Annotated in this window: 21 protein-coding genes and 2 tRNA genes; 6 read left to right on the top strand and 17 right to left on the bottom strand. The window is 36.1% G+C overall.

The features are described 5' to 3' along the window. Positions 1–9 precede the first annotated feature (9 nt). From GJU43_RS01540 to GJU43_RS01515, 6 genes are read right to left on the bottom strand one after another with little or no spacing between them, the layout of a single operon-like run. Positions 10–1,401 (bottom strand): quinol:cytochrome C oxidoreductase, encoded by a 1,392-nt coding sequence (locus GJU43_RS01540; protein WP_154339092.1) that lies wholly within the window; start codon positions 1,399–1,401, stop codon positions 10–12. Positions 1,402–1,428: 27 nt separating this feature from the next. Next, positions 1,429–1,974, bottom strand: coding sequence for a cytochrome c (locus GJU43_RS01535; RefSeq protein ID WP_154339091.1), 546 nt, complete (start codon positions 1,972–1,974; stop codon positions 1,429–1,431). An 8-nt stretch (positions 1,975–1,982) separates the two neighbouring features. Further along, positions 1,983–2,507, bottom strand: a complete 525-nt coding sequence (locus tag GJU43_RS01530; RefSeq protein ID WP_041516373.1) for a DUF3341 domain-containing protein — start codon at positions 2,505–2,507, stop codon at positions 1,983–1,985. After that, complete coding sequence (gene nrfD, locus GJU43_RS01525; RefSeq protein WP_154339090.1) at positions 2,500–3,900, bottom strand: NrfD/PsrC family molybdoenzyme membrane anchor subunit; 1,401 nt, start codon at positions 3,898–3,900, stop codon at positions 2,500–2,502. The genes GJU43_RS01530 and nrfD overlap by 8 nt, the downstream gene beginning before the upstream one ends. Before the next feature lie 38 nt (positions 3,901–3,938). Next, positions 3,939–6,995 (bottom strand): TAT-variant-translocated molybdopterin oxidoreductase, encoded by a 3,057-nt coding sequence (locus GJU43_RS01520; RefSeq protein ID WP_154339089.1) that lies wholly within the window; start codon positions 6,993–6,995, stop codon positions 3,939–3,941. 32 nt (positions 6,996–7,027) lie between these two features. Continuing rightward, positions 7,028–8,359, bottom strand: coding sequence for a c-type cytochrome (locus GJU43_RS01515; protein WP_154339088.1), 1,332 nt, complete (start codon positions 8,357–8,359; stop codon positions 7,028–7,030). A 218-nt stretch (positions 8,360–8,577) separates the two neighbouring features. Between GJU43_RS01515 and GJU43_RS01510 the strand changes: the two genes are divergently transcribed. Beyond that, positions 8,578–8,967 carry an SPOR domain-containing protein gene (locus GJU43_RS01510; protein WP_154339087.1) on the top strand — a complete coding sequence of 130 codons (390 nt, stop codon included), beginning with the start codon at positions 8,578–8,580 and terminating at the stop codon, positions 8,965–8,967. A 232-nt stretch (positions 8,968–9,199) separates the two neighbouring features. Here the strand turns inward: GJU43_RS01510 and GJU43_RS01505 are convergent, their stop codons facing one another. The 6 genes from GJU43_RS01505 to rimP all read right to left on the bottom strand — a co-directional run bounded on the left by GJU43_RS01505 (position 9,200) and on the right by rimP (position 15,748). Next, positions 9,200–9,559: a hypothetical protein gene (locus GJU43_RS01505; RefSeq protein ID WP_154339086.1), complete on the bottom strand. Its 360-nt coding sequence runs from the start codon at positions 9,557–9,559 to the stop codon at positions 9,200–9,202. Between the two features lie 10 nt (positions 9,560–9,569). Further along, positions 9,570–10,184: a hypothetical protein gene (locus tag GJU43_RS01500; RefSeq protein ID WP_154339085.1), complete on the bottom strand. Its 615-nt coding sequence runs from the start codon at positions 10,182–10,184 to the stop codon at positions 9,570–9,572. Between the two features lie 245 nt (positions 10,185–10,429). Continuing rightward, positions 10,430–10,939, bottom strand: a complete 510-nt coding sequence (locus GJU43_RS01495) for a DUF4920 domain-containing protein (protein WP_154339084.1) — start codon at positions 10,937–10,939, stop codon at positions 10,430–10,432. Between the two features lie 143 nt (positions 10,940–11,082). Continuing rightward, positions 11,083–13,968, bottom strand: a complete 2,886-nt coding sequence (infB, locus tag GJU43_RS01490; protein ID WP_154339083.1) for a translation initiation factor IF-2 — start codon at positions 13,966–13,968, stop codon at positions 11,083–11,085. Between the two features lie 48 nt (positions 13,969–14,016). Further along, positions 14,017–15,270, bottom strand: coding sequence for a transcription termination factor NusA (nusA, locus tag GJU43_RS01485; protein ID WP_127337718.1), 1,254 nt, complete (start codon positions 15,268–15,270; stop codon positions 14,017–14,019). 13 nt (positions 15,271–15,283) lie between these two features. Then, positions 15,284–15,748, bottom strand: coding sequence for a ribosome assembly cofactor RimP (gene rimP, locus GJU43_RS01480; protein WP_195760008.1), 465 nt, complete (start codon positions 15,746–15,748; stop codon positions 15,284–15,286). Positions 15,749–15,923: 175 nt separating this feature from the next. On the opposite strand from rimP, the gene GJU43_RS01475 reads away from it, so the two are divergent. The 3 genes from GJU43_RS01475 (at position 15,924) to GJU43_RS01465 (ending at position 19,211) form a co-directional block, all read left to right on the top strand. Continuing rightward, positions 15,924–16,748: a universal stress protein gene (locus tag GJU43_RS01475; protein ID WP_154339081.1), complete on the top strand. Its 825-nt coding sequence runs from the start codon at positions 15,924–15,926 to the stop codon at positions 16,746–16,748. A gap of 170 nt (positions 16,749–16,918) precedes the next feature. Beyond that, on the top strand, positions 16,919–18,337 hold the full coding sequence (locus GJU43_RS01470; protein ID WP_154339080.1) for an aldehyde dehydrogenase family protein: 1,419 nt from the start codon (positions 16,919–16,921) through the stop codon (positions 18,335–18,337). Between the two features lie 64 nt (positions 18,338–18,401). Then, positions 18,402–19,211, top strand: a complete 810-nt coding sequence (locus GJU43_RS01465) for an AraC family transcriptional regulator (RefSeq protein ID WP_154339079.1) — start codon at positions 18,402–18,404, stop codon at positions 19,209–19,211. Between the two features lie 168 nt (positions 19,212–19,379). On the opposite strand, the gene GJU43_RS01460 is transcribed toward GJU43_RS01465, so the two are convergent. After that, positions 19,380–19,450 (bottom strand) — tRNA-Gln (locus GJU43_RS01460). A gap of 96 nt (positions 19,451–19,546) precedes the next feature. After that, a tRNA-Gln gene (locus GJU43_RS01455) sits at positions 19,547–19,617 on the bottom strand. Positions 19,618–19,862: 245 nt separating this feature from the next. On the opposite strand from GJU43_RS01455, the gene GJU43_RS01450 reads away from it, so the two are divergent. Together GJU43_RS01450 and GJU43_RS01445 are read left to right on the top strand one after the other, a co-directional pair. Then, entirely contained in the window at positions 19,863–23,144 is a 3,282-nt protein-coding gene (locus tag GJU43_RS01450; RefSeq protein ID WP_154339078.1) for a DUF2723 domain-containing protein, read from the top strand. A 94-nt stretch (positions 23,145–23,238) separates the two neighbouring features. Continuing rightward, positions 23,239–23,877 (top strand): polysaccharide deacetylase family protein, encoded by a 639-nt coding sequence (locus GJU43_RS01445; protein WP_154339077.1) that lies wholly within the window; start codon positions 23,239–23,241, stop codon positions 23,875–23,877. A gap of 23 nt (positions 23,878–23,900) precedes the next feature. Here GJU43_RS01445 and GJU43_RS01440 read toward each other — a convergent pair whose 3' ends face one another. The 3 genes from GJU43_RS01440 to GJU43_RS01430 form a co-directional block, all read right to left on the bottom strand. Beyond that, positions 23,901–24,203, bottom strand: a complete 303-nt coding sequence (locus GJU43_RS01440; RefSeq protein WP_132031686.1) for a co-chaperone YbbN — start codon at positions 24,201–24,203, stop codon at positions 23,901–23,903. 72 nt (positions 24,204–24,275) lie between these two features. Then, positions 24,276–25,511, bottom strand: a complete 1,236-nt coding sequence (locus GJU43_RS01435) for a metallophosphoesterase (protein WP_154339076.1) — start codon at positions 25,509–25,511, stop codon at positions 24,276–24,278. A 190-nt stretch (positions 25,512–25,701) separates the two neighbouring features. After that, the gene (locus GJU43_RS01430; protein ID WP_132031690.1) at positions 25,702–25,890 is read right to left on the bottom strand and encodes a hypothetical protein; all 189 of its coding nucleotides are present in this window, start codon (positions 25,888–25,890) and stop codon (positions 25,702–25,704) included. Between the last annotated feature and the right edge of the window lie 44 nt (positions 25,891–25,934).

Raw genomic sequence — 25,934 nt, 5'->3', positions numbered from 1 at the left:
CTTTAAATATTAATAATGAAAATGTTTACTTTCTTCAATGAAAGGATTTCTTTTTGCTAACAAAGGAGCTTTAGTTAATGCAGTAAACACTACAAAAATAAACAAACCTAAGAAGAAAAGTATAGATGCAATTTCAGGAACTCCAATAAACCATTTATCTCCAACAGTACCAGGCATAATCATATTAAAGAAATCTACATAGTGACCTAGTAAGATAACAATACCAGCCATTACAATAACCCAGCTAAGACGTTTAAAGTCTGTATTGATTAATATTAATAACGGGAAAACAAAGTTCATAACTACAGCTCCGAAGAATGGTAAGTTATACAACTGAATTCTTGTTACGAAATAGGTTACCTCTTCAGGAATATTAGCATACCAGATCAACATAAACTGGGAGAACCATAAGTACGTCCAGAAAACACTAATACCAAACATAAATTTAGCTAAATCATGTATATGACTTGTATTTACATATTCTAAATATCCTTTAGATTTTAAATAGATAGTCACTAATGCAATTGTAGTAATACCACTAACGAAGAAAGAAGCAAAAACATACCATCCGAATAATGTACTAAACCAGTGTGGGTCAATAGACATAATCCAATCCCAGGACATAATAGATTCCGAAACAATAAAGAATACTAAGAAACCAGCAGTTAACTTAAAGTTCTTTTTGTAATAAAGGTCATCATTAGCATCATCCTGAGCCAAACAATTTTTTCTGGATTGGTAACGATATAGGTTCCATCCTATTAAAAAGATAGCAGCTCTGATAATCCAGAAATAAAAATTTAAATAACCCGCTTTTCCAGCAATAATTTCGTCATAATTTGCACTTGTAGGATCTGTAATTCCTTTATCTAACCACACAAATATGTGATTAAAATGTAATCCACAAAGAATTAATATAATGAAGAAAATAACAGAACCCACTGGTAAATAAGCTGTGATTCCCTGCATAACTCTAAACAAAACCGGAGACCATCCTGCCTGAGCAACTTGTTGAATAGCATAAAATGCTAAAGTTCCCATAGAAAGTAGCAAGAAAAAAATACAGGCAACGTATAAAGCAGACCAAGGCTTGTTTTGCAATTGGTGCAGTACATGCTCTAAATGTTTTTCATGCTCATCAGCGGCATTAACTTTTGCATGCTCACCACCGTGTGACTCATGTGAATCTTTAGCAGCTTCGTGATGTCCAGCTTCTTGGTGTGAAGTTTCTGCTGTTGCTTCATGCGCAGCACCGTGAGATCCATGTGCATCTGCAGCTAGAATTTTCTCAACTTCTTGAATATCTTTAGGAGCAGTTAAAAAACCATATCCAATTCCTAATATACCAAGGGCCATTAGGATGATAGAAAAAGTTTTTAATTTACTTGAAAATGTATACATATCTATTACGATCAGTTTGTTCAACAATTATAATTGGCTTTTTAGTTTTAGAACATAGTCAGCAACTAACCAACGTTCGTGGGCACTTAATTGATTTGCATGTGAACCCATTGCATTTAAACCATAAGTTTCAACGTGAAAGATACTTCCTTCAGTAATAACTCTGTCTTTATAGCTAGGCACTCCAAGAAATTTTTCTCTTTCAACCAATTTACCTTTACCGTTTCCAGCTGCACCATGGCAACTGATACAATAAATTTCGAAAAGTTCTTTTCCTTTTCCTGAGTTTCTCTCGATAGAATCCAAAGGCGATTTCAGATTAGCTTTAGCCAATTCATAACCAGCAGTCGAATTTTCATATTCATAAGGTTCAAAACCTCTGTTGATAGTTCCTTCTACAGGAAGCTGTCCTTCTTTTCCTCCTTTAAATATTTTTGCTTCTGAATAAGTTTCATAACCTACAGACTCATACATATTAGGGAAATACTGATAGTTTGGTGCCGAATTATTGTGGCAAGATGAAACTAAAATAGTTATACCAACTAAAAGTGTTATTTTATATATCCTTTTCATAGCTACAATTAATTCTTTTCAATTACTTTAACTTCAACTGCTCCTGTACCTTCAAAGAAAGAAACTAATTCTGCCTCGTTATCGTTTACAGCAACTTCCATTAAAAAATGGTCATCTGTTGTTCTTACATCAGGATTTTCAGCTTCTTTAAACGGCCATAATCTACTTCTCATATAAAAAGTGATTACCATTAAGTGGGCAGCAAAAAACACAGTCATCTCAAACATAATAGGCACAAAAGCGGGCATATTCTGAATAAAACTAAAACTTGGTTTTCCACCAATATCCTGTGGCCAGTCATGAATCATAATGTAACTCATCATTGTTGTTGCAACAGAGATACCAACACATCCATATAAAAAAGCACAAATTGCTAATCTTGTTGGCGCTAGTCCCATAGCTTTATCCAATCCGTGAACTGGGAATGGAGTAAAAACTTCTTCAATATGATGATGTGCAGCTCTGGTTTTCTTTACTGCATCCATCAAAATATCATCGTCATTATAAATGGCGTATATTACTTTATTACTCATGATGTGAATCTTTATTTGCTCTTTCTCTAATGTAATTATCTCCTGTTCCTTTCAAAATTGTTTTAACCTCCGCCTGAGCAATTACAGGGAATGTTCTTGAGTACAATAAAAACAATACGAAAAAGAAACCAATTGTTCCGATGAAAATTCCAATGTCAACAAATGTTGGTGAGAACATTGTCCATGAAGACGGAAGATAATCTCTATGTAAAGAAGTAACGATAATTACGAATCTTTCAAACCACATTCCGATGTTTACTACAATCGAAATAATAAATGAGAACATGATACTTGTTCTTAATTTCTTGAACCACATAAATTGCGGAGAGAAAACGTTACAAGTCATCATTGACCAATATGCCCACCAGTAAGGTCCGGTAGCTCTGTTTAAGAAAGCATACTGCTCATATTCCACACCTGAATACCAGGCTACAAATAACTCAGTAATATAAGCTACACCCACAATCGAACCCGTAATCATAATTACAATGTTCATTAATTCGATATGCTGAAGTGTAATATAAGCTTCAAGGTTAGAAACCTTTCTCATGATGATTAACAATGTGTTTACCATTGCAAATCCTGAGAATACGGCTCCGGCAACAAAGTACGGAGGGAAAATTGTGGTATGCCATCCTGGAATTACCGAAGTAGCAAAGTCCATCGATACAATAGTGTGTACAGAAAGTACAAGTGGAGTAGCTAAACCTGCAAGTACCAAGGATACTTCTTCAAAACGTTGCCAGTCCTTTGCTTTTCCGCTCCATCCAAAACTTAGGATAGAATAAACTCTCTTATGGAAAGGTGTTATTGCTCTATCACGTAGCATTGCAAAGTCAGGTAGTAAACCAGTCCACCAGAAAACAAGTGATACCGATAAGTACGTTGAAATTGCGAATACGTCCCAAAGTAGCGGTGAGTTAAAGTTTACCCATAAAGATCCAAACTGATTCGGAATAGGTAAAACCCAGTATGCTAACCATGGACGACCCATGTGAATAATTGGAAATAAACCTGCCTGAACTACTGAGAAAATAGTCATAGCTTCTGCAGAACGGTTAATCGCCATTCTCCAACGCTGACGGAAAAGTAATAATACCGCAGAAATCAATGTTCCCGCGTGACCAATACCTACCCACCAAACAAAGTTAGTGATATCCCAGGCCCAACCAACTGTTTTATTTAATCCCCATGTTCCGATACCGGTAGATACAGTGTAAATAATACAACCCAATCCCCAAAGGAAGGCCGTTAATGCGATTGAAAATACAATCCACCAATGTTTATTTGCTTTACCCTCAACAGGCGCAGCTACATCTACTGTTACATCGTGATAAGATTTATCACCTATAACTAAAGGTTTTCTAATGGGTGCTTCGTAATGAGACGACATAATCCTTTATATTGTTTCTTAATTAATAATTCTTTGTACTACGTATTTCTAACTTTAACATGGTAAACCACATTAGGTTTTGTTCCAACATGCTCTAACAAATGGTATGATCTTTCATCAGCAGCTAATTTAGCTACTTTACTTTCTTTATCATTAACATCTCCAAAGATCATCGCTCCAGAAGAACAAGCGCTGGAACAAGCTGTCTGGAATTCACCATCAACAACCGGACGTCCTTCATTTTTCGCTTTTAATTTTGTAGCTTGTGTCATTTGAATACACATAGAACATTTTTCCATAACTCCACGTGAACGAACATTTACGTCTGGGTTTAATACCATACGACCTAAATCATCATTCATGTGATAATCGAACTCACTGTTTTTGTTGTACAAGAACCAGTTAAAACGACGTACTTTATACGGACAGTTGTTTGCACAATAACGAGTACCAACACATCTGTTGTATGCCATATGATTTTGACCCTCACGACCGTGAGAGGTTGCAGCAACCGGACAAACTGTTTCACAAGGTGCGTGATTACAGTGTTGACACATTACTGGCTGGAAAGCAACCTGAGGATTATCTCCTGCTTTTTCCATTTCATTAAAGGTAGACAATGAGCTGGATAAACCGGCAATATTCTCTTTTCTTTCATTATCACCTTCAAAAGTGCTTTCAGAAGAATAGTATCTGTCAATACGCAACCAGTGCATATCACGGCTTCTTCTTACCTCTGCTTTACCTACAACCGGTACATTGTTTTCAGCATGACAGGCAATAACACATGCCCCACATCCTGTACAAGCATTTAAGTCGATTGAAAGATTAAAATGATGCCCTGTTGAACGATCAAATGACTCCCATAAATCAACTGTTGTAGCTTCTACTTCCTGATGATCCAAAGAGACCATTGGTTGTGGATTCCAGTGTTCAGCATCTTTTGAGTTAAAGACTTCAAGAGTAGTTTCCTTAATAATATCTCCTCTACCCATTAAAGTTTTCTGACCCTGCACACAAGCAAACTCGTGTACTCCGTTTGCTTTCACAATAGAAGAAACAGCCTGAACATTATTAAAGTTTTTATATAAAGCGTAAGCATTTAAACCTACCTGCATTTCTTCTTTTAAAGCAGCTTTACGTCCGTAACCAACAGCTAAACCGACTGTACCAACAGCTTGTCCCGGCTGAACAATTACAGGCACGTTTTCTAACTTAGCACCATCAACCAGAGTAATAGTAGCATAACTACCATTTAAACCTCCGTTAGCCACAATTTCATTTGTTAAACCCAATTTCTTAGCATCAGCATTCGAAACAGTAACATAGTTATCCCATGAAACTCTTGTGATTGGATCCGGAAACTCCTGCAACCAAGGGTTGTTTGCTTGTTGTCCGTCACCTAAACCTGTTTTAGTATACAATACCAATTCGAAGTCACCAGCTGGTTTTGATTTTGAAACTGCATTTGCAGCAGCAGCATAATCAACAGCTCCACCAGCTAAAGCAGCAGATCCAACTACAAAAACACCATCATGTAAAACTTTATTCCACGAAGAACCTGCAATAATACCAGCAGAATTAGCTTTGATATAATCATAGAAAGTTCCAGGAATTCCGTTTAATGATAATAAAACGTCCTGAAATTGTTTTGTATTAAATATAGGGCGAATAGTTGGTTGTGTTAAACTATAAGTTCCTTTTGTTATTTCAACATCACCCCAAGCCTCTAAATAGTGAGCAACAGGAGCAGCAATTGTAGTAACTGATGCAGTTTCATCTTCTTTCAAAGAGAAAGCTACTGATGTTTTTACTTTTTTCAATCCGGCTTCAAAAGAAGCAGAATCCGCTAATGTATAAACCGGGTTAACACCACTCATAATCAAAGTATGAACACTACCTGCATTCATATCTTTTACCAATTGAGCAACCACCGCATTTGAACCTTTTCTAATCTGTCTTGTCCCAACAGTAGTAAAGGCCTCACTAGCCAATGCCTGATTGATAGCCAAGACTAACAACTGAGCATTTTTATCTTCAATTCCAGATACTAAAACTCCTTTTGAACCAGCAGCTTTTAACTGCTGAGCAGCTTTAACAGCTTCTGTCTTAAATTTAGCTTCCAAAGAAACCGGAACAGAAGCACCTGCAACGATATTATATATTTGAACTAAAACTTGCTTCTGATCAGCTCCTGTCATAGGAATACGCTTATCAGCAGCAGCTCCGGATAAAGTCATGTTTGATTCAAACTGAAAATGACGAGACATTTTTCCATTTTGAGGAATACGTCCTTTCGCATATCCTGAATCATATCCTCCACCTTGCCAATCTCCCAAGAAATCAGCTCCGACAGAAACAATTAAAGAAGCTTTTGAAAAATCATAATCTACTAAAGCTCTCTCACCATACACTGTCTGAAATGCATCTAACGCTTCTGAAGAAGATACTGCATCATAAACCACATGCTTTGCATTTGGGTTTTTAGCGATAAATTCACCAATCAGTTTTTCAGTAGACGGACTCGCTAAAGTATTAGTCAACAATACAACTTGTCCACCTTTTGCTTTTGCATCAGCAATACTTGATTTAATTTTCAAATCAACAGCAGACCAGCTACTATTTTTTCCATCCAATTTAGGTTCTTTCAGACGCATGCTGTCATATAATGACAGGATTGACGCATGAATTCTGGCATTGGCTGAAAACTTAGCTCCGGAAATAGTATTGTTTTCAATTTTAATTGGACGACCTTCACGAGTTTTTACTAAAAGGTTAGCAAAATCAAAACCATCAAAAACAGTTGTTGCATAATAATCAGCAACACCAGGAATGATTTGTTCCGGTTGTAACACATAAGGTATAGACTTGTGAACAGGGCCTTCGCAAGCTGCTAGCGTTACGGCTGCAGTACTAAACCCTACGTACTTTAAAAAGTCACGACGTGAAGTTCCAGATGTAGCTAATGCATCTGCGTTTCCTAAAAATTCATCAGTAGGAATCTCTTCAACAAATTCGTTATTTCTAAGCGCCTCAACAATAGAACTATTTTCTAGTTCCTCAACACTTTTCCAGTATTTTTTGTTTGATGACATTGTATATAAATATTAAAATCTTAATAATTCGATTAATAGTGGCATTTACCGCATTCTAAACCTCCCATTTGCGCTGCAGTCAATTTTTCTACACCGTATTTTTTAGAAAGTTCAGCATGAATTTTATCATAATATGCATTTCCTTCCATCTTAACATCAGTTTTTCTGTGGCAATCAATACACCATCCCATTGTTAATTTAGAATATTGCTTCATGATTTCAAATTCCTGTACCGGTCCGTGACAAGTCTGACATTCAACACCTGCAACAGAAACGTGTTGTGAGTGATTGAAGTAAACAAAATCAGGAAGATTATGAATACGAACCCATTTTACAGGCTGCGTTTTTCCGGTATAAGCTTGTTTTGCTTTATCCCATCCAACTGCATCATACAGTTTTTGAATTTGAGCATCGTAAAACGCTTTGCTGTACTCAGGAGTAGCAGTAGTTTCGGCAACTTCAGAAATATTTTTATGACAGTTCATACAAACATTCAAAGAAGGAATACCTGCATTTTTACTCACACGTGCAGCAGAGTGACAATATTTACAATTGATCTCGTTGTCTCCGGCGTGAATTTTATGAGAATAATGAATTGGCTGAATTGGCTCATAGTTTTGATCTACACCAACTTGCATCAAAAATCCATAGACAAAATAACCACTTGCCAAAAGCAAAAATATAGAAGTAACCAATACTAAAAACTGATTTCTAGCAAAAGCTTTCCAGATTGGCGTTCTCGCTTCTCTAGGAGCCACTACAATACCATTATTGCTTGCTACTTTAGTCAATACTTTGTTCACCATGAACAACATTACCACTAAAATAGCCATTACAAGAGCAAGGGCTCCTAAAATGATATTATTAGAAATACTTCCGCTCTCAACTTTTGTACCAGGAGGAGTAGCAGCACCACCAGCAGCTGCAACAGGCTCAGCTTTTACTTCAGAAGTATAAGCGATAATGTTATCAATATCACCTTCCGACAATTGAGGAAAAGCAGTCATAACAGACTTGTTGTTTTCTTCAAATAATTTAACTGCAACAGCATCACCTGACTTAATTAATTCAGAACTGTTATGAACCCACTTGTAGATCCAGGCCATGTCATGCTTAGCAGCAACTCCTCTTAAGGCAGGACCTGTTGATTTTGCATCTAATTTGTGACATGCAGCGCAATTTGCATTAAAAAGTTCCTTCCCTTTTACTGGATCACCACCCGCAGTTGCAGCCGGAGCAGCAGCAGCAGGTGCCGCCGGAGCAGCAGCATCTTGAGCAAATGAAGTTAGGGAGAAAATTAACGTTAGCGATAAGCTAAGAAGTAATTTTCTTGAGATCGAATTATGGTTACCCACCTTTTTCATATAGTATAAAATTATCTACTAATTTTTGGTATGATTTTTTCTGTATTAAAACAATAAAAACCGAACACCTTCTTTTAAAACTTGCACAAAAATACGACTTATGAACTATTCTCAAAACCTTAAAATACTCTTAAATATCAATTTATATCAATTCTAAATAATATTGAAATTTTCAATATAAACTTTAAATACTATTTTTGCATAAAAACCATCACATTATGAGAATTTTAACCCCATCCACAAGAGTTTTCTTAACACTAACAACACTAACTTTAGCTTATAATATTCATGCTCAAGACCAAAATTTAACACTAAATCAGGACCCAAAATTTGAGCAGTTACTAAACGACAAACGTAAAATTAACACATCAATAAGTACAAACGACACTTACAGAATTCAAATTTTTAGCGGAAAAAGCGATGAGGCCAAAAAAACGCTAACCGATTTCAAAAGAGAGTTTTATGCAGTTGACGGAACAATCATTTTCAACACACCGAACTATAAAGTTATTGTGGGGAATTTCAAAACCAGAATCGAAGCAGAGAGAAACTTAGCTGAAATCAAAAAGAAATATAAAAGTGTTTTTTTGCTAAAACCGGGTAAGTAATCACTGAACAAATTATAGCGAATCATAAAAAAAGCAACTCTATTCAGGAGTTGCTTTTTTTTTGTATTGATTAGATTAAAAATATTATTATTTTAAATTATTAAGTTCTTCCTGTATTCGTTTATGTCTATCGCTCCCTATTCCCGAACACTCCGAAAAAGGACGATCGTCAATCGCTAAATAAAAATCAATGATAACCTCTTTTTTATCATAAATATTAATATAACCAGTATCAACCGATCTGTACAATCGCTGCGACTTCCATATAAAACCAATCTCCTTCTAAATTTCGCGTCCTAAAAGAATATTCTCCCTCATCTGTTGTTAAGAATTTAAAGCAACCAACAATTACAGCATTGCTTAATGGCTCACTGGTTTTTACATCATAAACATGACCTTTAATAGTTACACTTTTCCCATCTCTTATAAGAAAATTAACGGTTTCTTGTTTATCTTTTATTTGACCTTCACCAAAAGTGACAGTATAACCACCCTTATTATTTGTTGGAATCAATTTTGTTTGCGTAAAAGAATATCCCATCATAAAAAACATGCAAACAAACACTAAAACGATAAATTTGTATTTTTCCATAATAAATGTATTAACAACCTGCTTTTTTACCCTTTTGGGGTTTTGGATTTCCATTCATATTTGTCCCGTGTAGTTCCACTTGAATTACATTCGAAATTCTTTTTCTATCTGCTTCCGACAAGTTCTTAAATGCATCTGTTTCTTCAAGACCACCCCAAGCCATATCCTGATAAAATTGCTTATCTAGATTATAACCTTTAGTTATAAGATACACCTCAAAAGCATCTCCAAAAGATTTCACAAAACTTCTTGAAATTTCTTCATGTTGAGGATTATTCAACCCTTTATTACTGTCAGCTATCCATTCTTGAAACATCACTGGATAATCAGCAACAAGACCGCGTGGATTACGTATATAACATGTTATCAAATAAGCATGAATCGACTCATACAACATTGTTCTTGCCCAAGACAAATCCGTAGAATCCGTATACGTAAAAGAATTAAAAGCAGTCGTTACACCAGTAGCAACAATATATAAAGACAATGTTTGTCCAGCAGGCGGTCCATCACAACTTATTCCTCCACTTTTTACCGTCCAGTTAAATCTGGTCGAATTCCAAGGATCATTTGTAAAATTAGCAATCATATTACCAGGACTATCCCTCGTTTTTTTTAAAATCATCAAGATTTTTTTTGCAAACAAGGCGCGAGTTGAGAATCATTAATTGCATCATCAAAACTTTTAATATTTAGCCTGCTTTAATAAGTGACATAAGCGATACCCATTGCAGAACCATTGAAAAGTTATAAAAATAAATTCAGATACTTTAAGCCCTAAAACAAATTAGAGTACTACTAAACAAAAAAAAGCCTCAACTTTCGTTGAGACTTCATCGGTAATTATTTCATTTGAAATCGAAGCAAGCCTTAGTTTACCACTTTAATTCCATCAGCTACAAAGCGAATTTCTTCTTTTGGTGCTGTAATGGCATCTATTTCTGATTGCGGTTTTTTAGCATCTTTTGCATAATGCTTTAACTCTTCAACCGAGGTAATCTTTTTCTCGGCGACACCTTCTAAAACAACATTTTTCCCTTTTAAAGCTGTCGGCACAAAAAAAGCATAATCTTTCATTTTAACAAAAAAAGGATTTCCCCCTTCTGTTTTAATCGTCAGCCAGCATCCTCTTTTTTCACAAACATCGGTTACCAATCCTTTTACGGCAACATTTTCTATCTTTTTGGAATCCTTCAGTCCTCCTTCCAGCTTATCAACCGAGATCGCCTTGTTTTCAGATACTTTAGAAACATCGGCACCATAGTAATCCCCTACTAAAGCATTTCCTGCTGGTGGAGATTTCTTCTCTACAGCTTCTTGCGAAAAAGACAAGGTAGAAAGACCTAAAAAAAGAAGCCCTGAATATATAAGTCGTTTCATAGTCAAATAATTTTAATCAAAAATAACACTAAAATTTGAAATAAATAAAAATTTCCCTTCACTTAAAACAATGTTCTTTCGAAAACACAAGCAAAAAAAAAGTCCCAACAAACGCCGGGACTTTAAAATATAATTATTGAATTTTATTTCAATTTCTTTTTGATAGCAACTTCGTGGTAGGCTTCAATAACATCTCTTTCTTCGATATCATTGTATCCTTTAATCTGAATACCACAATCGTAACCTTTAGAAACTTCTCTTACATCATCTTTGAAACGTTTCAATGCCACAAGCTCACCCGTATGCACTACTACTCCTTCTCTGATAACTCTAATTTTAGAAGTTCTCATAATTTTACCATCCATTACCATACATCCTGCAATAGAACCCACTTTAGAAATTTTGAAAATCTCACGGATTTCAGCCGTTCCTAAAATTTCTTCTTTCATCTCAGGAGCCAACATTCCTTCCATCGCGTCTTTCAAGTCATCGATAGCTGCGTAGATAATAGAATAGTAACGGATATCGATTTCTTCTTTATCTGCCAACTGTCTCGCGTTTCCTGCAGGACGAACGTTAAATCCGATAATGATCGCATCAGAAGCAGAAGCCAACATAACGTCAGTTTCGGTAATTGCTCCAACACCTTTATGTATAATGTTAATCTGAATTTCTTCCGTAGAAAGTTTAGAGAACGAATCTGATAATGCTTCAACAGATCCATCAACGTCTCCTTTAAGGATCACGTTCAATTCTTTAAACTGACCAAGAGCTATACGACGTCCGATTTCGTCCAGCGTAATATGTCTTTGTGTACGTACAGATTGTTCACGCATTAATTGAGAACGTTTAGATGCAATTTGTTTTGCTTCTTTTTCGTCTTCAAATACATTGAACTTATCCCCAGCAGTAGCAGCACCATCTAAACCTAAAACGGATACCGGAGTTGAAGGACCTGCTTCTAAAACAATATGTCCTCTTTCATCATGCATCGCTTTAATCTTACCGTGGTGTTTTCCGGCCAGCATATAATCTCCAATTTTTAAAGTTCCGTGCTGAACTAAAATTGTAGATACATATCCTTTTCCTTTATCTAAGAAAGCCTCAACAACTGTTCCCTGAGCTGCTTTATTTGGATTTGATTTTAAATCTAAAATCTCAGCTTCCAATAATACTTTTTCTAATAATTCTTTTACACCTGTTCCCACTTTTGCAGAAATATCATGTGATTGAATTTTTCCGCCCCAGTCTTCAACAAGTAAATTCATACCAGCCAGACGCTCTTTGATTTTCTCAACATTAGCATTTGGTTTATCAATTTTATTGATTGCAAATATAATCGGCACCCCTGCAGCTTGTGCGTGAGAAATGGCTTCTTTTGTTTGTGGCATGATATCATCATCCGCAGCTACTACAATAATAGCAATATCGGTAACCTGGGCTCCACGTGCACGCATCGCGGTAAACGCCTCGTGACCTGGTGTATCTAAAAATGCGATTTTCTGACCGTTATCTAAAGTTACCCCGTATGCTCCAATGTGCTGTGTAATACCTCCGGACTCACCAGCAATAACATTTTCTTTACGGATATAATCCAGTAAAGATGTTTTACCGTGATCGACGTGACCCATTACAGTAACAATTGGTGCTCTAACTACTAAATCTTCTTCTTTATCTGCAACTACCTCAATAGCTTCTTCGATATCGACTGTTATAAACTCAACCTCGTAGCCAAATTCATCAGCTACAATCGTTAATGTTTCAGCATCTAAACGCTGGTTCATGGTAACCATGATTCCAAGTGACATACAAGTTCCAATTACTTTAGTAATCGGCACATCCATCATGATTGCAATTTCACCAACAGTAACGAACTCTGTAACTTTAATCGTTTTACTTCCTTCGTCAATAGCTCTTTGCTCCTCATCAGATTTCTGACGGTGCGTATCTCTTTTATCTCTTCTGTATTTAGCTGCTTTTGATTTTCCACCTTTACCCTGAAGTTTTTCAAGAGTCTCTCTAATTTGGTTTTTTACTTCCTCTTCAGTAGGCTCAACTTTAGCAACAATAGCAGGACGGTTTCCTTTTACAAAACCAGGTCTTGCACTTCTGTTAGCATTAAAACCTCCACCACCTGTATTTGGCGTAATTTTATTAGGATTTGGAGTTCCCGGAGCATTACCTGTAGCAGGTTTTGGCGCTCCCGGTGTTCCTGGCTTAGGAGCAATTCTTTTACGCTTATTTTTGTTAGCGTTATTTCCTGCCCCCGGTGCTCCCGGTTTATTTGGAGTTATCTTAGGATCTTCTTTCTTTTTCTTAGGCTTGTTAAACTGAGATAAATCAATTGTCTGACCTGTAAGTGTAGTTCCTGATAACTTTTGATATTGCGTAGTGATTGTCTCCTCTGCAGTTGTAGGATCAGTTGATACAACTGGTTCCTGAGCTACTTTTGGAGCTTCAGCTTTTACTTCTTTTTTCTCTGTAATAATAGGTTTTTCAACTTTGTCCTCAGCAACTACAGGAGCTACAGGCTCAGGCTGTACTGCTTCTTTTTGAACAGGTTTTTCCTCTTGAGCTGGAGTAGCAACAACAACTTTAGGTTCTTCAGCTTTTACCGGCTCCTCTGAAGGAGTAGCAACAACTGCAGGCTTCTCTGGTTTCCTTGGGTTTAAATCTATCTTACCAACCTGAACAGGCCCGGTCACAACAGCTTTCGCTTTTATAACTTCTTGTTGTTTCTGGCGCTCTTCGTCTTGTCTGCGTTTGTCCTCAATTTCTTTCTCACGTTCTACACGTAATGCTTCTTTCTCTTTTCTTTTCTCTTCTCCTACCTCTTTAGAAGCTTCCTTATTCCCCTTATCGCCCGCAAATTGGCTTTGTAGGATATTAAATTCGCTATCAGAAATTTTTGCATTCGGATTTGCATCAATTGCAATTCCCTTATCTTTTAGATAATCAACAGCTCTTTCTAACGAAATATTTAATTCCCTTAAAACCTTGTTTATTCTTATTACTCTCTCTTCAGACATATAACCTTTTTATTATTACCTTTTTCGTTGTGTTGTTAGAGCAGATAACTAACTATCAAACTCTTCTTTTAGTATTTTCATCACATCAAGAATAGTTTCCTCTTCTAAATCTGTTCTTCTTACTAAATCTTCTACTTCTTGTTTTAAAATACTTTTTGCAGTATCTAGCCCTATTTTAGCAAATTCTTCTATTACCCAGTCTTCGATTTCATCTGAAAACTCTGTTAATTCAACATCGTCTTCATCTGCAGTTGCACCAGCAACGTCTCCTTCACGAATAACATCTAATTCGTAACCTGTAAGCTGACCTGCTAGTTTTATATTATGACCACCTCTACCAATAGCTTTAGAAACTTCTTCTAATTTCAGGAAAACTTCAGCTCTTTTGTTTTCCTCATCAATTTTGATAGAAGAAACTTTTGCAGGGCTTAATGCTCTTGTAATAAACAATTGAATATTACTTGTATAATTGATTACGTCGATATTTTCGTTTCCTAACTCACGAACAATTCCGTGAATACGAGATCCTTTCATACCCACACAAGCTCCAACAGGATCAATTCTGTCATCATAAGAATCTACCGCTACTTTTGCTTTTTCACCCGGAATACGAACTACGTTTTTAACTGTAATCAAACCATCAAATACCTCAGGAATTTCCTGTTCAAATAATTTTTCCAGGAACTTTTCAGAAGTTCTGGACATAATAATCTGAGGTTTATTTCCTTTTAATTCAACGCTTTCAATGATTCCTCGAACATTATCTCCTTTACGAAAAAAGTCAGATGGAATTTGCTTTTCTTTTGGAAGTACAATTTCGTTTCCTTCATCATCAACCAAAATTACAACTCTTGGACGCACGTGGTGTACTTCTGCGGTGTAAATATCGCCAATAATATCTTTAAATTGCTTATAAAGATTCGTATTATCGTGTTCGTGAATTTTAGAAATTAAGTTTTGACGCAAGGCCAAAATAGCTCTTCTTCCTAAATCAATCAATTTAACTTCTTCGGAAACTTCTTCACCAATTTCAAAATCCGCTTCAATCATTCTGGCTTCAGTCAGGGTAATTTCTTCGTTTTCAAAATCCAGATCTTCATCAGCAACAATTACTCTCCTTCTCCATATCTCCATATCTCCTTTATCAGGATTAATGATAATATCGAAGTTGTCATCAGAACCGTATTTTTTCTTCAATGCATTTCTAAACACGTCCTCTAAAATTGCCATAAGCGTTACACGATCAATAAGTTTATTATCTTTAAACTCTGAGAATGAATCGATTAATGCTAAATTTTCCATGCGAATTCTTTAATTAAAATGTTACTGTAACAATTGCCTCTTTAATTTCTGTATAAGGTATTTGTTGCTTTTTTTGAACTGTTTCTTTTCCTTTTCCTACTTTTTTCGGTTCTCTTGCTTCCCAAGACAAAATTATAAAAACATCGTTAGCTTCCACTAATTCTGCCTCAATTTTTTCAGTATTTGTAGTAACAATCAACGTTCTACCAATATTTTTCTTGTATTGCCTTGTCATTTTCAAAGGAGATCCTACTCCAACTGATGCTACTTCCAGCGAAAAATCCTGCTCTTCACGATCCAGATTATTCTCGATTGCACGACTGATATCAATACAATCCTGCAATGCCACTCCATTATCCCCGTCTAAACCTACACTAATTTTAAAAGAATCAGAAATAGACAAATCAATCAAAAAGACTGATGGCTTTTCCAGAAGTGCTTCTGTAATTAATGCGTTTACTTTTTCTTTAAATGTCATAATTTTATAAAAAGAGGGGACACTTAGTCCCCTCATTATTTAGATTTTAATAAATAACGGTGCAAATATAGTGTTTTTTTTATAAATCAAAATAAATAGATGGCGAAGAAAATATTTCTTATCTTTATGTAAGCATTAAAACAAAGGAAATTCACATTATTTAATCCCGAAAATTATGAAACGAATTCTACTACCTACTGACTTTTCAGAACACGCTGAAGACGCCTTAAAAGTTGCTGCTCAAATTGCCAAAAAAAACGGTTCTGAAATCGTGATTTTACACATGCTCGAACTGCCGCATCAAATGAATGACGCCATTACCGGAGGCGCAAGCATTCCCGAAACCATGTTATTCATGAAAAAAGCCAACGAAATGCTGGACGAATTTTCTGCGAGACCCTATCTGGACGGAATTCCTGTGACTGAAATTGTTAAAATGGACAAACCTATCCACGGCATCGCACAAGTAAGCAAGGATTATGAAATAGATTTAATCGTAATGGGCTCACACGGCTCTTCAGGTGTAGAGGAATTACTCATAGGATCGACCACCGAAAAAGTAGTTCGAAATTCAGAAATTCCGGTTTTAGTAATCAAAAAAGATATTCCCAACTTTAATCCGGGAAATATTATTTTCGCATCAGATTTTTCGGACGAAAGCAAAAAACCATTCGAAAAATTTTTAAACTTCACTCAATTCTTCGATTCAAAAATACACCTGGTTACGATTTGTACCCCCAATAGTTTTAAACCAACCCATACTATCCAAAAAGCCATGAATGAGTTTGTAGCTGAATTCAATCTGACCAACTACTCTACTCATATTTACAATGACACCAATATCGAAAAGGGAATTTTAAACTTCTCCAATTCTATAAATGCAGACATTATCGGAATGTGCACACACGGAAGAACCGGTTTTGCGCATTTTTTTAACGGAAGTATTAGCGAAGGTTTGGTTAATCACGCTATAAAACCGGTGATTACTTTTAAAATCTAAACAAAACTACCTTCATTCAGCACAAAGCTTCTCGTTTGGGAGGCTTTTTTTATTCCAAAAACCCAACCAAAAACATGAGCTTTTAAACAAAGTTACTTTGAGCTTTACAACAAAGCCGAACCTTACATTCCTGCCGACCTTTGTCAAATAAAATCATAAATAAAAACAACATGAGAATAATTGACAAGATTTACGTCGACGGAGAATTTGTAACTCCAAAAGGAAAGGATCTTTTTGACCTTATTAGCCCTACCACCAATAAAAAACTTGGAGAAGTCATTTTAGGAAACAGTGAAGACACTCTTGACGCCATAGACGCCGCAAAAAAAGCCTTCAAAACTTTCTCTAAGACTACGATAGCAGAAAGAATTACGTATTTACAAAATCTGCAGGCTTCTATTGAAAAAAGAAAACAGGATTTTATTGATATTACAGTTGAAGAATACGGAGGAACTCTTCAATTTGCCACGATCAGCTATAGTTATATGCTAAATAGTTTCGCTTCAGCCATCAAACTTCTAAATACGTATTCTTTCAGCAAAACAATGGGGGAATCTGAAGTACAGATGGCACCTGTTGGCGTCGTAGGGATTATTATTCCGTGGAATTCGAGCAACGGTTTTATTTGCGGAAAATTAGCCACTGCTATTGCTGCGGGTTGTACGGCGGTAATCAAACCAAGTGAAATGAGCGCGCAGCAAACCCAATTGATCCTGGAATGTTTTCACGAAGCCGGATTACCAAAAGGAGTATTTAATATCGTGAATGGTTTGGGCGAAGTTGTTGGCGCGGAAATTAGCCGCAATCCCGATATTGCAAAGATTTCCTTTACCGGTTCTACTGTTGTTGGAAAAATGATCGCCAAAGAAGCGGTTGACACCATGAAACGTATTACATTGGAATTGGGCGGAAAATCACCTAACATTATCCTGGACGATGCCGATTTATCAAAATCAATTCCGATGGCAATTGCTGCCGCCTTCATGAATAGCGGACAAGCCTGTATTGCAGGAACACGTTTATTAGTACCTGAACATAAATTGGAAGAGGTGAAAAATCTGGTTACAGCTGTAGTATCCAAAACAATTGTGGGTGATCCGAAAAACGAAACTACCGCTGTTGGCCCCATGGTGAGTCAAAAACAATATGAACGTGTGCAAAACTACATCCAGATCGGAATTGAGGAAGGTGCCGAAATACTGATTGGCGGTTTAGGAAAACCAGAAGGACTGGAAAACGGAAACTTTGTAAAACCAACCGTTTTTGTAAACGTAAATAATCAGATGAGAATTGCAAGAGAAGAGATTTTCGGGCCGGTTTTATCTATTATCACCTATAAAACAGAAGAAGAAGCTATCGAAATCGCCAACGATACTACTTACGGATTACAAGCGTATGTAAGTTCCGAAAACGAAGAGAGAGCCTACAGCGTTGCTTCACAAATAAATGCAGGACGTGTTCAGGTGAATGTACTGAGTCATGACCCAATGGCACCTTTTGGCGGATTCAAACAATCGGGAATTGGGAGAGAATTCGGAATTTTAGGTTTAGAAGCGTATTTAGAACCGAGAACATTGATTAGAAAATAATAACCATCAGGCACAGAAAATTTTATAAACCCGATTTTCTGTGTCTTTTTAGTAACTTTACAGTATGTCATCGATCAAAGCAAATACAAAACCTAAGATATTGTACTCCTGTTATTATGCACGCAGTCGCGAAGGAGAACATTTTATACCTGAACACGTGTTCAGCTACCAGATTTCAGGCGAAATGATTGCTTCTGACAGCAAAAAAACTTATCACTCCAAACCAGGTGATTTTAGAATCAGCAAAAGAAATCATTTGGCCAAATTTGTAAAAATCCCGCCGGAAGGAGGCGAATTTAAAGTGATATCACTCTTTTTGGATCAGGAAATCCTGCGTGAAATCTACCAGGAATATCAATTTAAAATTGAGAAGAAACCCGACGAAGCTGCAATCATACCTTTAAATCCACACCCGCTCTACCAATCCTTTATGACTTCACTCCTGTCTTACCTGAAAGTGGAAGAGGAAAACAATGAAGTTTTATTTAATTTAAAAATCAAAGAAGCCGTTCATCTTCTACTCAAAGTAAATCCTGAACTTAAAGACCTCTTATTTGACTTTAACGAGCCCGGTAAAATTGATCTGGAAGCTTTCATGAACAGAAATTTCCATTTTAATGTACACTTAAATCGTTTTGCCTATCTCACCGGAAGAAGTCTGGCTACTTTTAAAAGGGATTTTCAGAAAGTCTTTCAGGAAACACCCGGACACTGGCTGCTGAACAAAAGACTTCAGGAAGCGTATTATCTGATCAAGGAAAAAGGGAAAGCTCCTTCTGAAGTTTATATTGGAGTTGGTTTTGAAGACTTATCGCATTTTTCATTTTCATTTAAAAAGAAATTCGGGGTAGCTCCCTCCACTTTACATAAATAATACTGTATTACTTGCCAAGCTTTAATTTAACCGCAAAGAACGCAAAGATTTGCACAAGGATCACAAAGCTTATTTATTAAACTTTGCGAACCTTGCGTTTTGTTTCTTTGCGTTTAAGATCACAACTTTACTGCATAAAAAAAGCCTCTCGATTGAGAGGCTTTTATGTTGGTCTACAAGGACTCGAACCTTGAAAGACTGCACCAAAAACAGTTGTGTTACCATTACACCATAGACCAGCAGTGCTGTTAAGCGAGTGCAAACTTAAATCTTTTTTTTAGTCTGCGCAAATTTTTATTACATAAAAAAAGCCTCTCGATTGAGAGGCTTTTATGTTGGTCTACAAGGACTCGAACCTTGAAAGACTGCACCAAAAACAGTTGTGTTACCATTACACCATAGACCAGCAATGCTGTTAAGCGAGTGCAAATTTAAAGCTTTTTTTAGTTTGCACAAACTTTTTGATGAAAAAAAATCATTTTTTTTCATTTTCTGCCCTTCAAAATCCGCAATATTTCTGCAAGTATTTCACAAACAATATATTACCATTAGGAAATACTTTTATAGAATTTTTTGTTAATGCTCCATTCTTTACGCAAAAAAACATTTTCTTTGTAGGATAGAAAACAAACAAAATTTTAACACCTAAATATGGCACAATTCAATTTCAATAAATGGAATACAATTATTGGTTGGTTTGCATTTGCAATCGCTTTAATTACTTATACACTAACTGTTGAACCTACAATGAGCTTTTGGGATTGTGGCGAATATATTGCTACAGCAGCCAAACTGGAAGTGGGTCACCCACCCGGAGCTCCTTTATTTCAAATGATGGGCGCTTTCTTTGCCATGTTTGCTATAGACAATCAGCATGTGGCCGTGATGGTAAATATGATGTCTGTTTTCTCAAGTGCCTTCACTATTTTGTTTTTGTTTTGGTCTTCTTCTATGATTTTGAAAAAAATTATAGCTCGTTTTGCCGAAATCAATCAAAGCAATTCAATTGTAATCTTAGGAAGTTCCTTTGTAGGAGCTTTGGCCTATACTTTTTCAGACAGTTTCTGGTTTAATGCTGTTGAAGCTGAAGTGTATGCAATGGCGTCTTTATTAATTGCCTTGCTTTTCTGGCTTGGACTTCGCTGGGAACAGGATATGGACAAACCAAAAGGAAACAAATGGTTATTGGTGATCTCACTTGTGATCGGTCTTTCGTTTGGAGTTCACTTCATGGCATTGCTGACGATTCCTTCAATAGGATTTTTATATTATTTTAAACATTACGAAAAAGTTACGATCAAGAACTTTTTAATTGCCAATGTAGTAGTGATCGGTATTTTGTTATTTATCTTCAAATTACTTTTACCCTTAACGATGGCTTTCTTTGGTAAAACTGAAATTTTCATGGTAAACAGCATGGGACTGCCTTTCAATTCAGGAAGTATTTTTGTCGCATTGCTCTTTATTGCTTTCTTTTATTTCGGATTAAAATATACCAAACAAAAAGGGCTTATTTTCTACAACACCATTATTCTTTGTGTTTTATTTATTTTAATAGGTTTCTCCACCTGGATGATGTTGCCGGTTCGTGCTAACGCCAATACGGTAATTAACGAAAACAAACCATCGGATGCTACAGAGGTTTTAGCCTACTATAATCGTGAACAATATGGCGTTAATCCATTGTTTTACGGACCTCAGTATACTGAAGTTTTTGCCGGTCTGGACGCTAAAACACCATATTTAGACAAAAATCCAAACTACGAAAGAGATTACAAAACCGGAAAATACGTTATCACCAACAATTATAAAAACGCGGAACAAAATACAGACGACAATCAAAAAGCGATTCTGCCAAGAATGTGGAGTACCGAAACCAGCCACATTCAGAACTATATCAGTTTTACCAATCCTCCGAGTTTCAAAATAAATCCAAATTACCCTTACGAAGATGATCTGGCGAAGTACGGAATTGACGCCAGTCAGTTAAGTGAAGAGGAGTACAACAAAGCTACTGCTCAGTTGCGTAATGAAGTAGAGAAAACGGTTTCTGAATTCAGAAAGGCGTATGCTCAAAAACAAATTGACAACGAAGGTTATACAAAATTCCTCAAAAGTTACGGTGATTACTTAATTATCGAAAAACCATCCACTGTAGACAACTTTAGTTTTATGTTCGAATACCAATTCGGATATATGTACTGGAGATACCTGATGTGGAACTTTGTCGGACGCCAGAACGATATTCAGGGAAAATACGATAATTTAGACGGGAACTGGATTAGCGGAATCAAAGCACTTGATTCGCTGCATCTTGGCTCTCAGGATAATTTACCTACTGATGTACTCAACAACAAAGGAAGAAACGTTTACTTCTTCCTGCCTTTTATTTTAGGGCTAATCGGACTTATGTATCACGCCAATAAAGACCTTAAAAGTTTTTACGTGCTTTTGGCTTTATTCTTATTCACCGGAATTGCGCTTAAAATTTACCTGAACGAAAGACCTTTTGAACCTCGTGAAAGGGATTATGCACTTGTAGGGTCCTTTTATGTATTTGCCATCTGGATAGGATTTGGAGTATATTCTTTATACGAAAGTATCCAGAAATATATTGCACCTAAGCTTGCCGGTCCGATTATTATTGCCGGAAGTTTATTGGCCGCTCCTGTTTTAATGGCTTCCCAAAACTGGGACGATCATGACAGATCCGGTAAATATACAGCTGTTGCAATGGCAAAAGCCTATTTAACTTCCTGCGATAAAGACGCCATCTTATTTACCATTGGAGATAATGATACGTTCCCGTTGTGGTATGCCCAGGAAATCGAAGGTATACGAACAGATGTGAAAATCGTAAATACGAGCCTTTTTATGACGGACTGGTACATTGACCAGATGAAAGCCAAATCGTACGAATCTGAACCACTGCCGATATCATTTACACATGCCGAATATGTGGGTGATAAACTGGATTACGTGGCTCATATTCCAAAAATAGAAACACGTTGGAACATCAATGACTTTATTAGTTTTATTAAAAATCCAAAATCGACTGTAGGTTTACAAAATGGGCAGACGATTCATTTTTATCCAACTAACAAAATCAGGGTTCCTGTTGACAAAGCTTTAATTATTAAAAACAAAGTGGTCAACCCAAAATACAATGACTCTATCGTTCCTTATATGGACATTAACATCAAAGGAAGCGCGTTATACAAAAACCGCTTAATGATGTTGGATATTTTAGCGAATAATAACTGGAAAAGACCGATCTATTTTAGCGGAGGCGCTTTTGATGACGAAGATTATTTGTGGCTGAAAGACTATTTACAATTAGACGGAATGGTTTACAAATTAGTTCCTGTTAAAAATACCCCTTCAAAAGAGGGCGGACCAATGGACATGGGGCAAATTGATGCCGATAAAATGTACAATATTGTAATGAAGTGGGACTGGGGCAACAGTGAAAGCACTAAAATCTATCACGACCCGGAAACAAGAAGAAACAGTATTACATATCGCACTAATCTGTCTCGTTTGATGAATCAGCTTATTGAAGAAGGGAAAATTGACAAAGCTAAAAATGTGATCAATTTAGCCATGACAAAAATGCCTTTGGACAAATTCGGATACTATTCGTTAGTAGAACCTTTCGCAGGCGGATATTATAAAGTCGGAGAAAAAGCAAAAGCTCAGGATCTGCTAAACAAACTGATTCAGAAATACAAAGAGGAACTGAATTATTATGCAACATTAAGCGCTTCAGACCAAACCGACTTAGCCATTGATATTATTACGGAAATTGAGCGTTACAGAAGCTTACTGGAAGTAATGAAAGACAATAACGACCAGGCATTCTATGAAAAACATAAAATAACTTTTAATACTTATGTAAATGTTTTCGAACGTTTTGGAAGAGAAAAAGAATAATATACGAAAATATTAGCAATTAAAAAAATGTAGCGCTGTTAGATAAATAGCGCTACATTTTTTATTTTTACATATCACTAAATCATTTTGAAAAATGAGCTTCTATTGGGTAAAAACTAACGCATTCATCAAAAGGGTGTTTTCTAAATATTGTTGGGATATTCCGAACAATGAAAAGAAAATATACCTCACTTTTGATGATGGCCCAACTCCTGAAGTTACAGACTGGGTTTTATCTGAATTGAAAAAATTTGATGCCAAAGCCACCTTTTTTTGTATCGGAAAAAACATCAAAGCAAATTCTTCCTTATTTGAAAAACTGATTACTGAAGGGCATTCCATAGGAAATCATACCATGAACCATATTAACGGGTGGAAAAGCAAAACCAATGATTATATTGAGAATGTAAAAAATTGCGCTACGGTCCTTTCAGAAGAAAAAAACCTAAATCCGTTGATTTTTCGTCCGCCTTACGGAAAGATCAAAAAAGAGCAATCTAAGATTCTAAGAAACTTAGGCTATAAAATAGTAATGTGGGATGTGTTAAGTGCTGACTTCGATCAGAGTATTACTCCCGAAAAATGCCTTGAAAACGTTACTAAAAATGTAAAATCCGGAAGTGTTATCGTTTTTCATGACAGTGTAAAAGCTTCAGAAAATTTAAAATTTGCCTTACCTAAAACACTGCATTTCCTAAAAGAAAATGGATTTGCTTTTGATATTATTCACTAAATCACATCTACAATCTTGTAGTATTATAAGTTGAATTGATCCTGAACAATTCCGATTATTGTATTGGCATCCAGTTCTCCTGACTGTCTCCAGATCATTTGTCCTTCTTTGTAAATCATTAAAGTAGGCAGTCCTTTTATACGCAACGCCTCAGCAAGTTCCTGGTTTTTATCTACATCGATTTTAATAACTTTGGCCTTATCGCCAAGTGCAGCAGCCACATCCTTAATAACGGGATGCATGGACACAGATGATTCGTTCCAATCTGTGTAAAAATCAATTAACACTGGAACCTGAGCATTTATAAGTTCTCCAAATTTTGACATAAAACCAAAAATTTAATTCTTTTAATCTATTAAAAAGAGATAGTTTAATACAAATGTAGCATTTTTAACGAATTAAGCCACATTCTTGCCTTTTTTTAGTTCAATGACCGTTATCTCCGGCATAATACCCACTCGTCCCGGATAGGCATGAAAACCAAAACCGCGGTTCACATATACATATCGGCCTAACTCTTGATATAATCCTGCCCACTGTTTGTAAATATACTGGGCAATACTCCATTTAAAATAACCCGGTATTTCAATACCAAACTGCATGCCGTGAGTGTGTCCAGACAATGTCAGGTGAAAGTTTTTAGGATGGTTCTTGATTTCATATTCCCAATGACTTGGATCATGACTCATTAAGACTTTAAAATCATCCTGAGCTACATTTTGCGAAGCTTTGTTCAAATCTCCGGCTTTTTTAAAATTCTGCCCCCAGTTCTCTACTCCGATCAAGGCGATTTTATCATCGCCTTTTTGGATGTAAGTGTGTTCATTTAGCAGCAATTTAAAGCCAATCTGGCCATATAATTTCTTTATGGCTTCGAAATTTTCTGCTTTTTGCGCTTCAGACGGCCAGGTAACATATTCGCCGTAATCATGGTTTCCTAAAACGGAAAACTTACCGTATTTATAGTCTTTTATTTTATTGAAAGTTTCCAACCACGGATGCATTTCTTTTGCATGTGTATTGACGATATCTCCTGTAAACAAAATCATGTCCGCTTCCTGCTGATTGATCAGGTCAATGGCATAACTGATCTTCTCCGGATTATCAAAACTTCCGCTGTGAACATCCGAAATCTGAGTAATTTTAAAACCATCAAAAGCATCAGGAAGATCCGGAAAGAAAATTGTCTGTTTAATTACCTTAAAATTATACTTGCCTTCAAAAATCCCGTAAATTAAGGACAGAAAAGGAACCGCAGCCAATCCTAAACCAATCTGGCTGATGAATTTTCGTCTTGACGGAATCGCTTCTGAACCACTTGAATTGTACACAAAATAATTCACTATTCCCGCTCCTGCCCTGAAAATATCTTCGCCAAACATAATTAGTGTCAGTACAATTTTCGGTACGTATACCAACAGCATCAGGCCAGTGGTAAACATAAACTGTCTCGTTTGTCCAACGGAACGATCCACCTGTGAAAAAGAATAAATGATAAAAATTAAAAGCAGTACGCTTATAATTTGATAACTCACCAAAACCCATCTTAGTTTGATTAAAGTACGAAAGGCTTGATAAGAATAGAACTCAATAAATAAAAAAAGAGCACAAAGAATTACAAAACGAATAATCATTATAGGTATAGTTTTAAGCAAAGTAACAAAGAATGAATTTTTTATTGCTTTTTATTATCAAAAATTTAACTCAAATATAAATCAAAAGGCTGATAAATTTCTTTACCAGCCTTTCCCTCTGCTTAAAATTATCTTTATTCATCATTTCAGAGCCAAACCAAAAGCTTTGAAACCAAATAAAAATTACTTTTTATTTTTTTGTTTCCGCTTTGGCAGCTTCTGCTTTAACCTCTGCTTTTTTAGCTTTTTTCTCTGCTTTTTTCTCTTTTTTAGGAGCTTTGGCTTCTTTTACCGGAGTGGTTTGTGCCGGAGTGGTCTGAGCGTTTACCATTGCTGTTGTTCCTAAAACTGCTACTGCTAACATTACTAATTTTTTCATGACTTTGAATTTTATAAATTATTATTATTTGATTATTTATAAGC

This window comes from Flavobacterium sp. LC2016-23, assembly GCF_009674775.1.
Lineage (GTDB): Bacteria > Bacteroidota > Bacteroidia > Flavobacteriales > Flavobacteriaceae > Flavobacterium.
The sequence above is the reverse complement of the archived record's forward strand: the minus strand, read 5'-3'. Positions and strand labels throughout refer to the sequence as shown.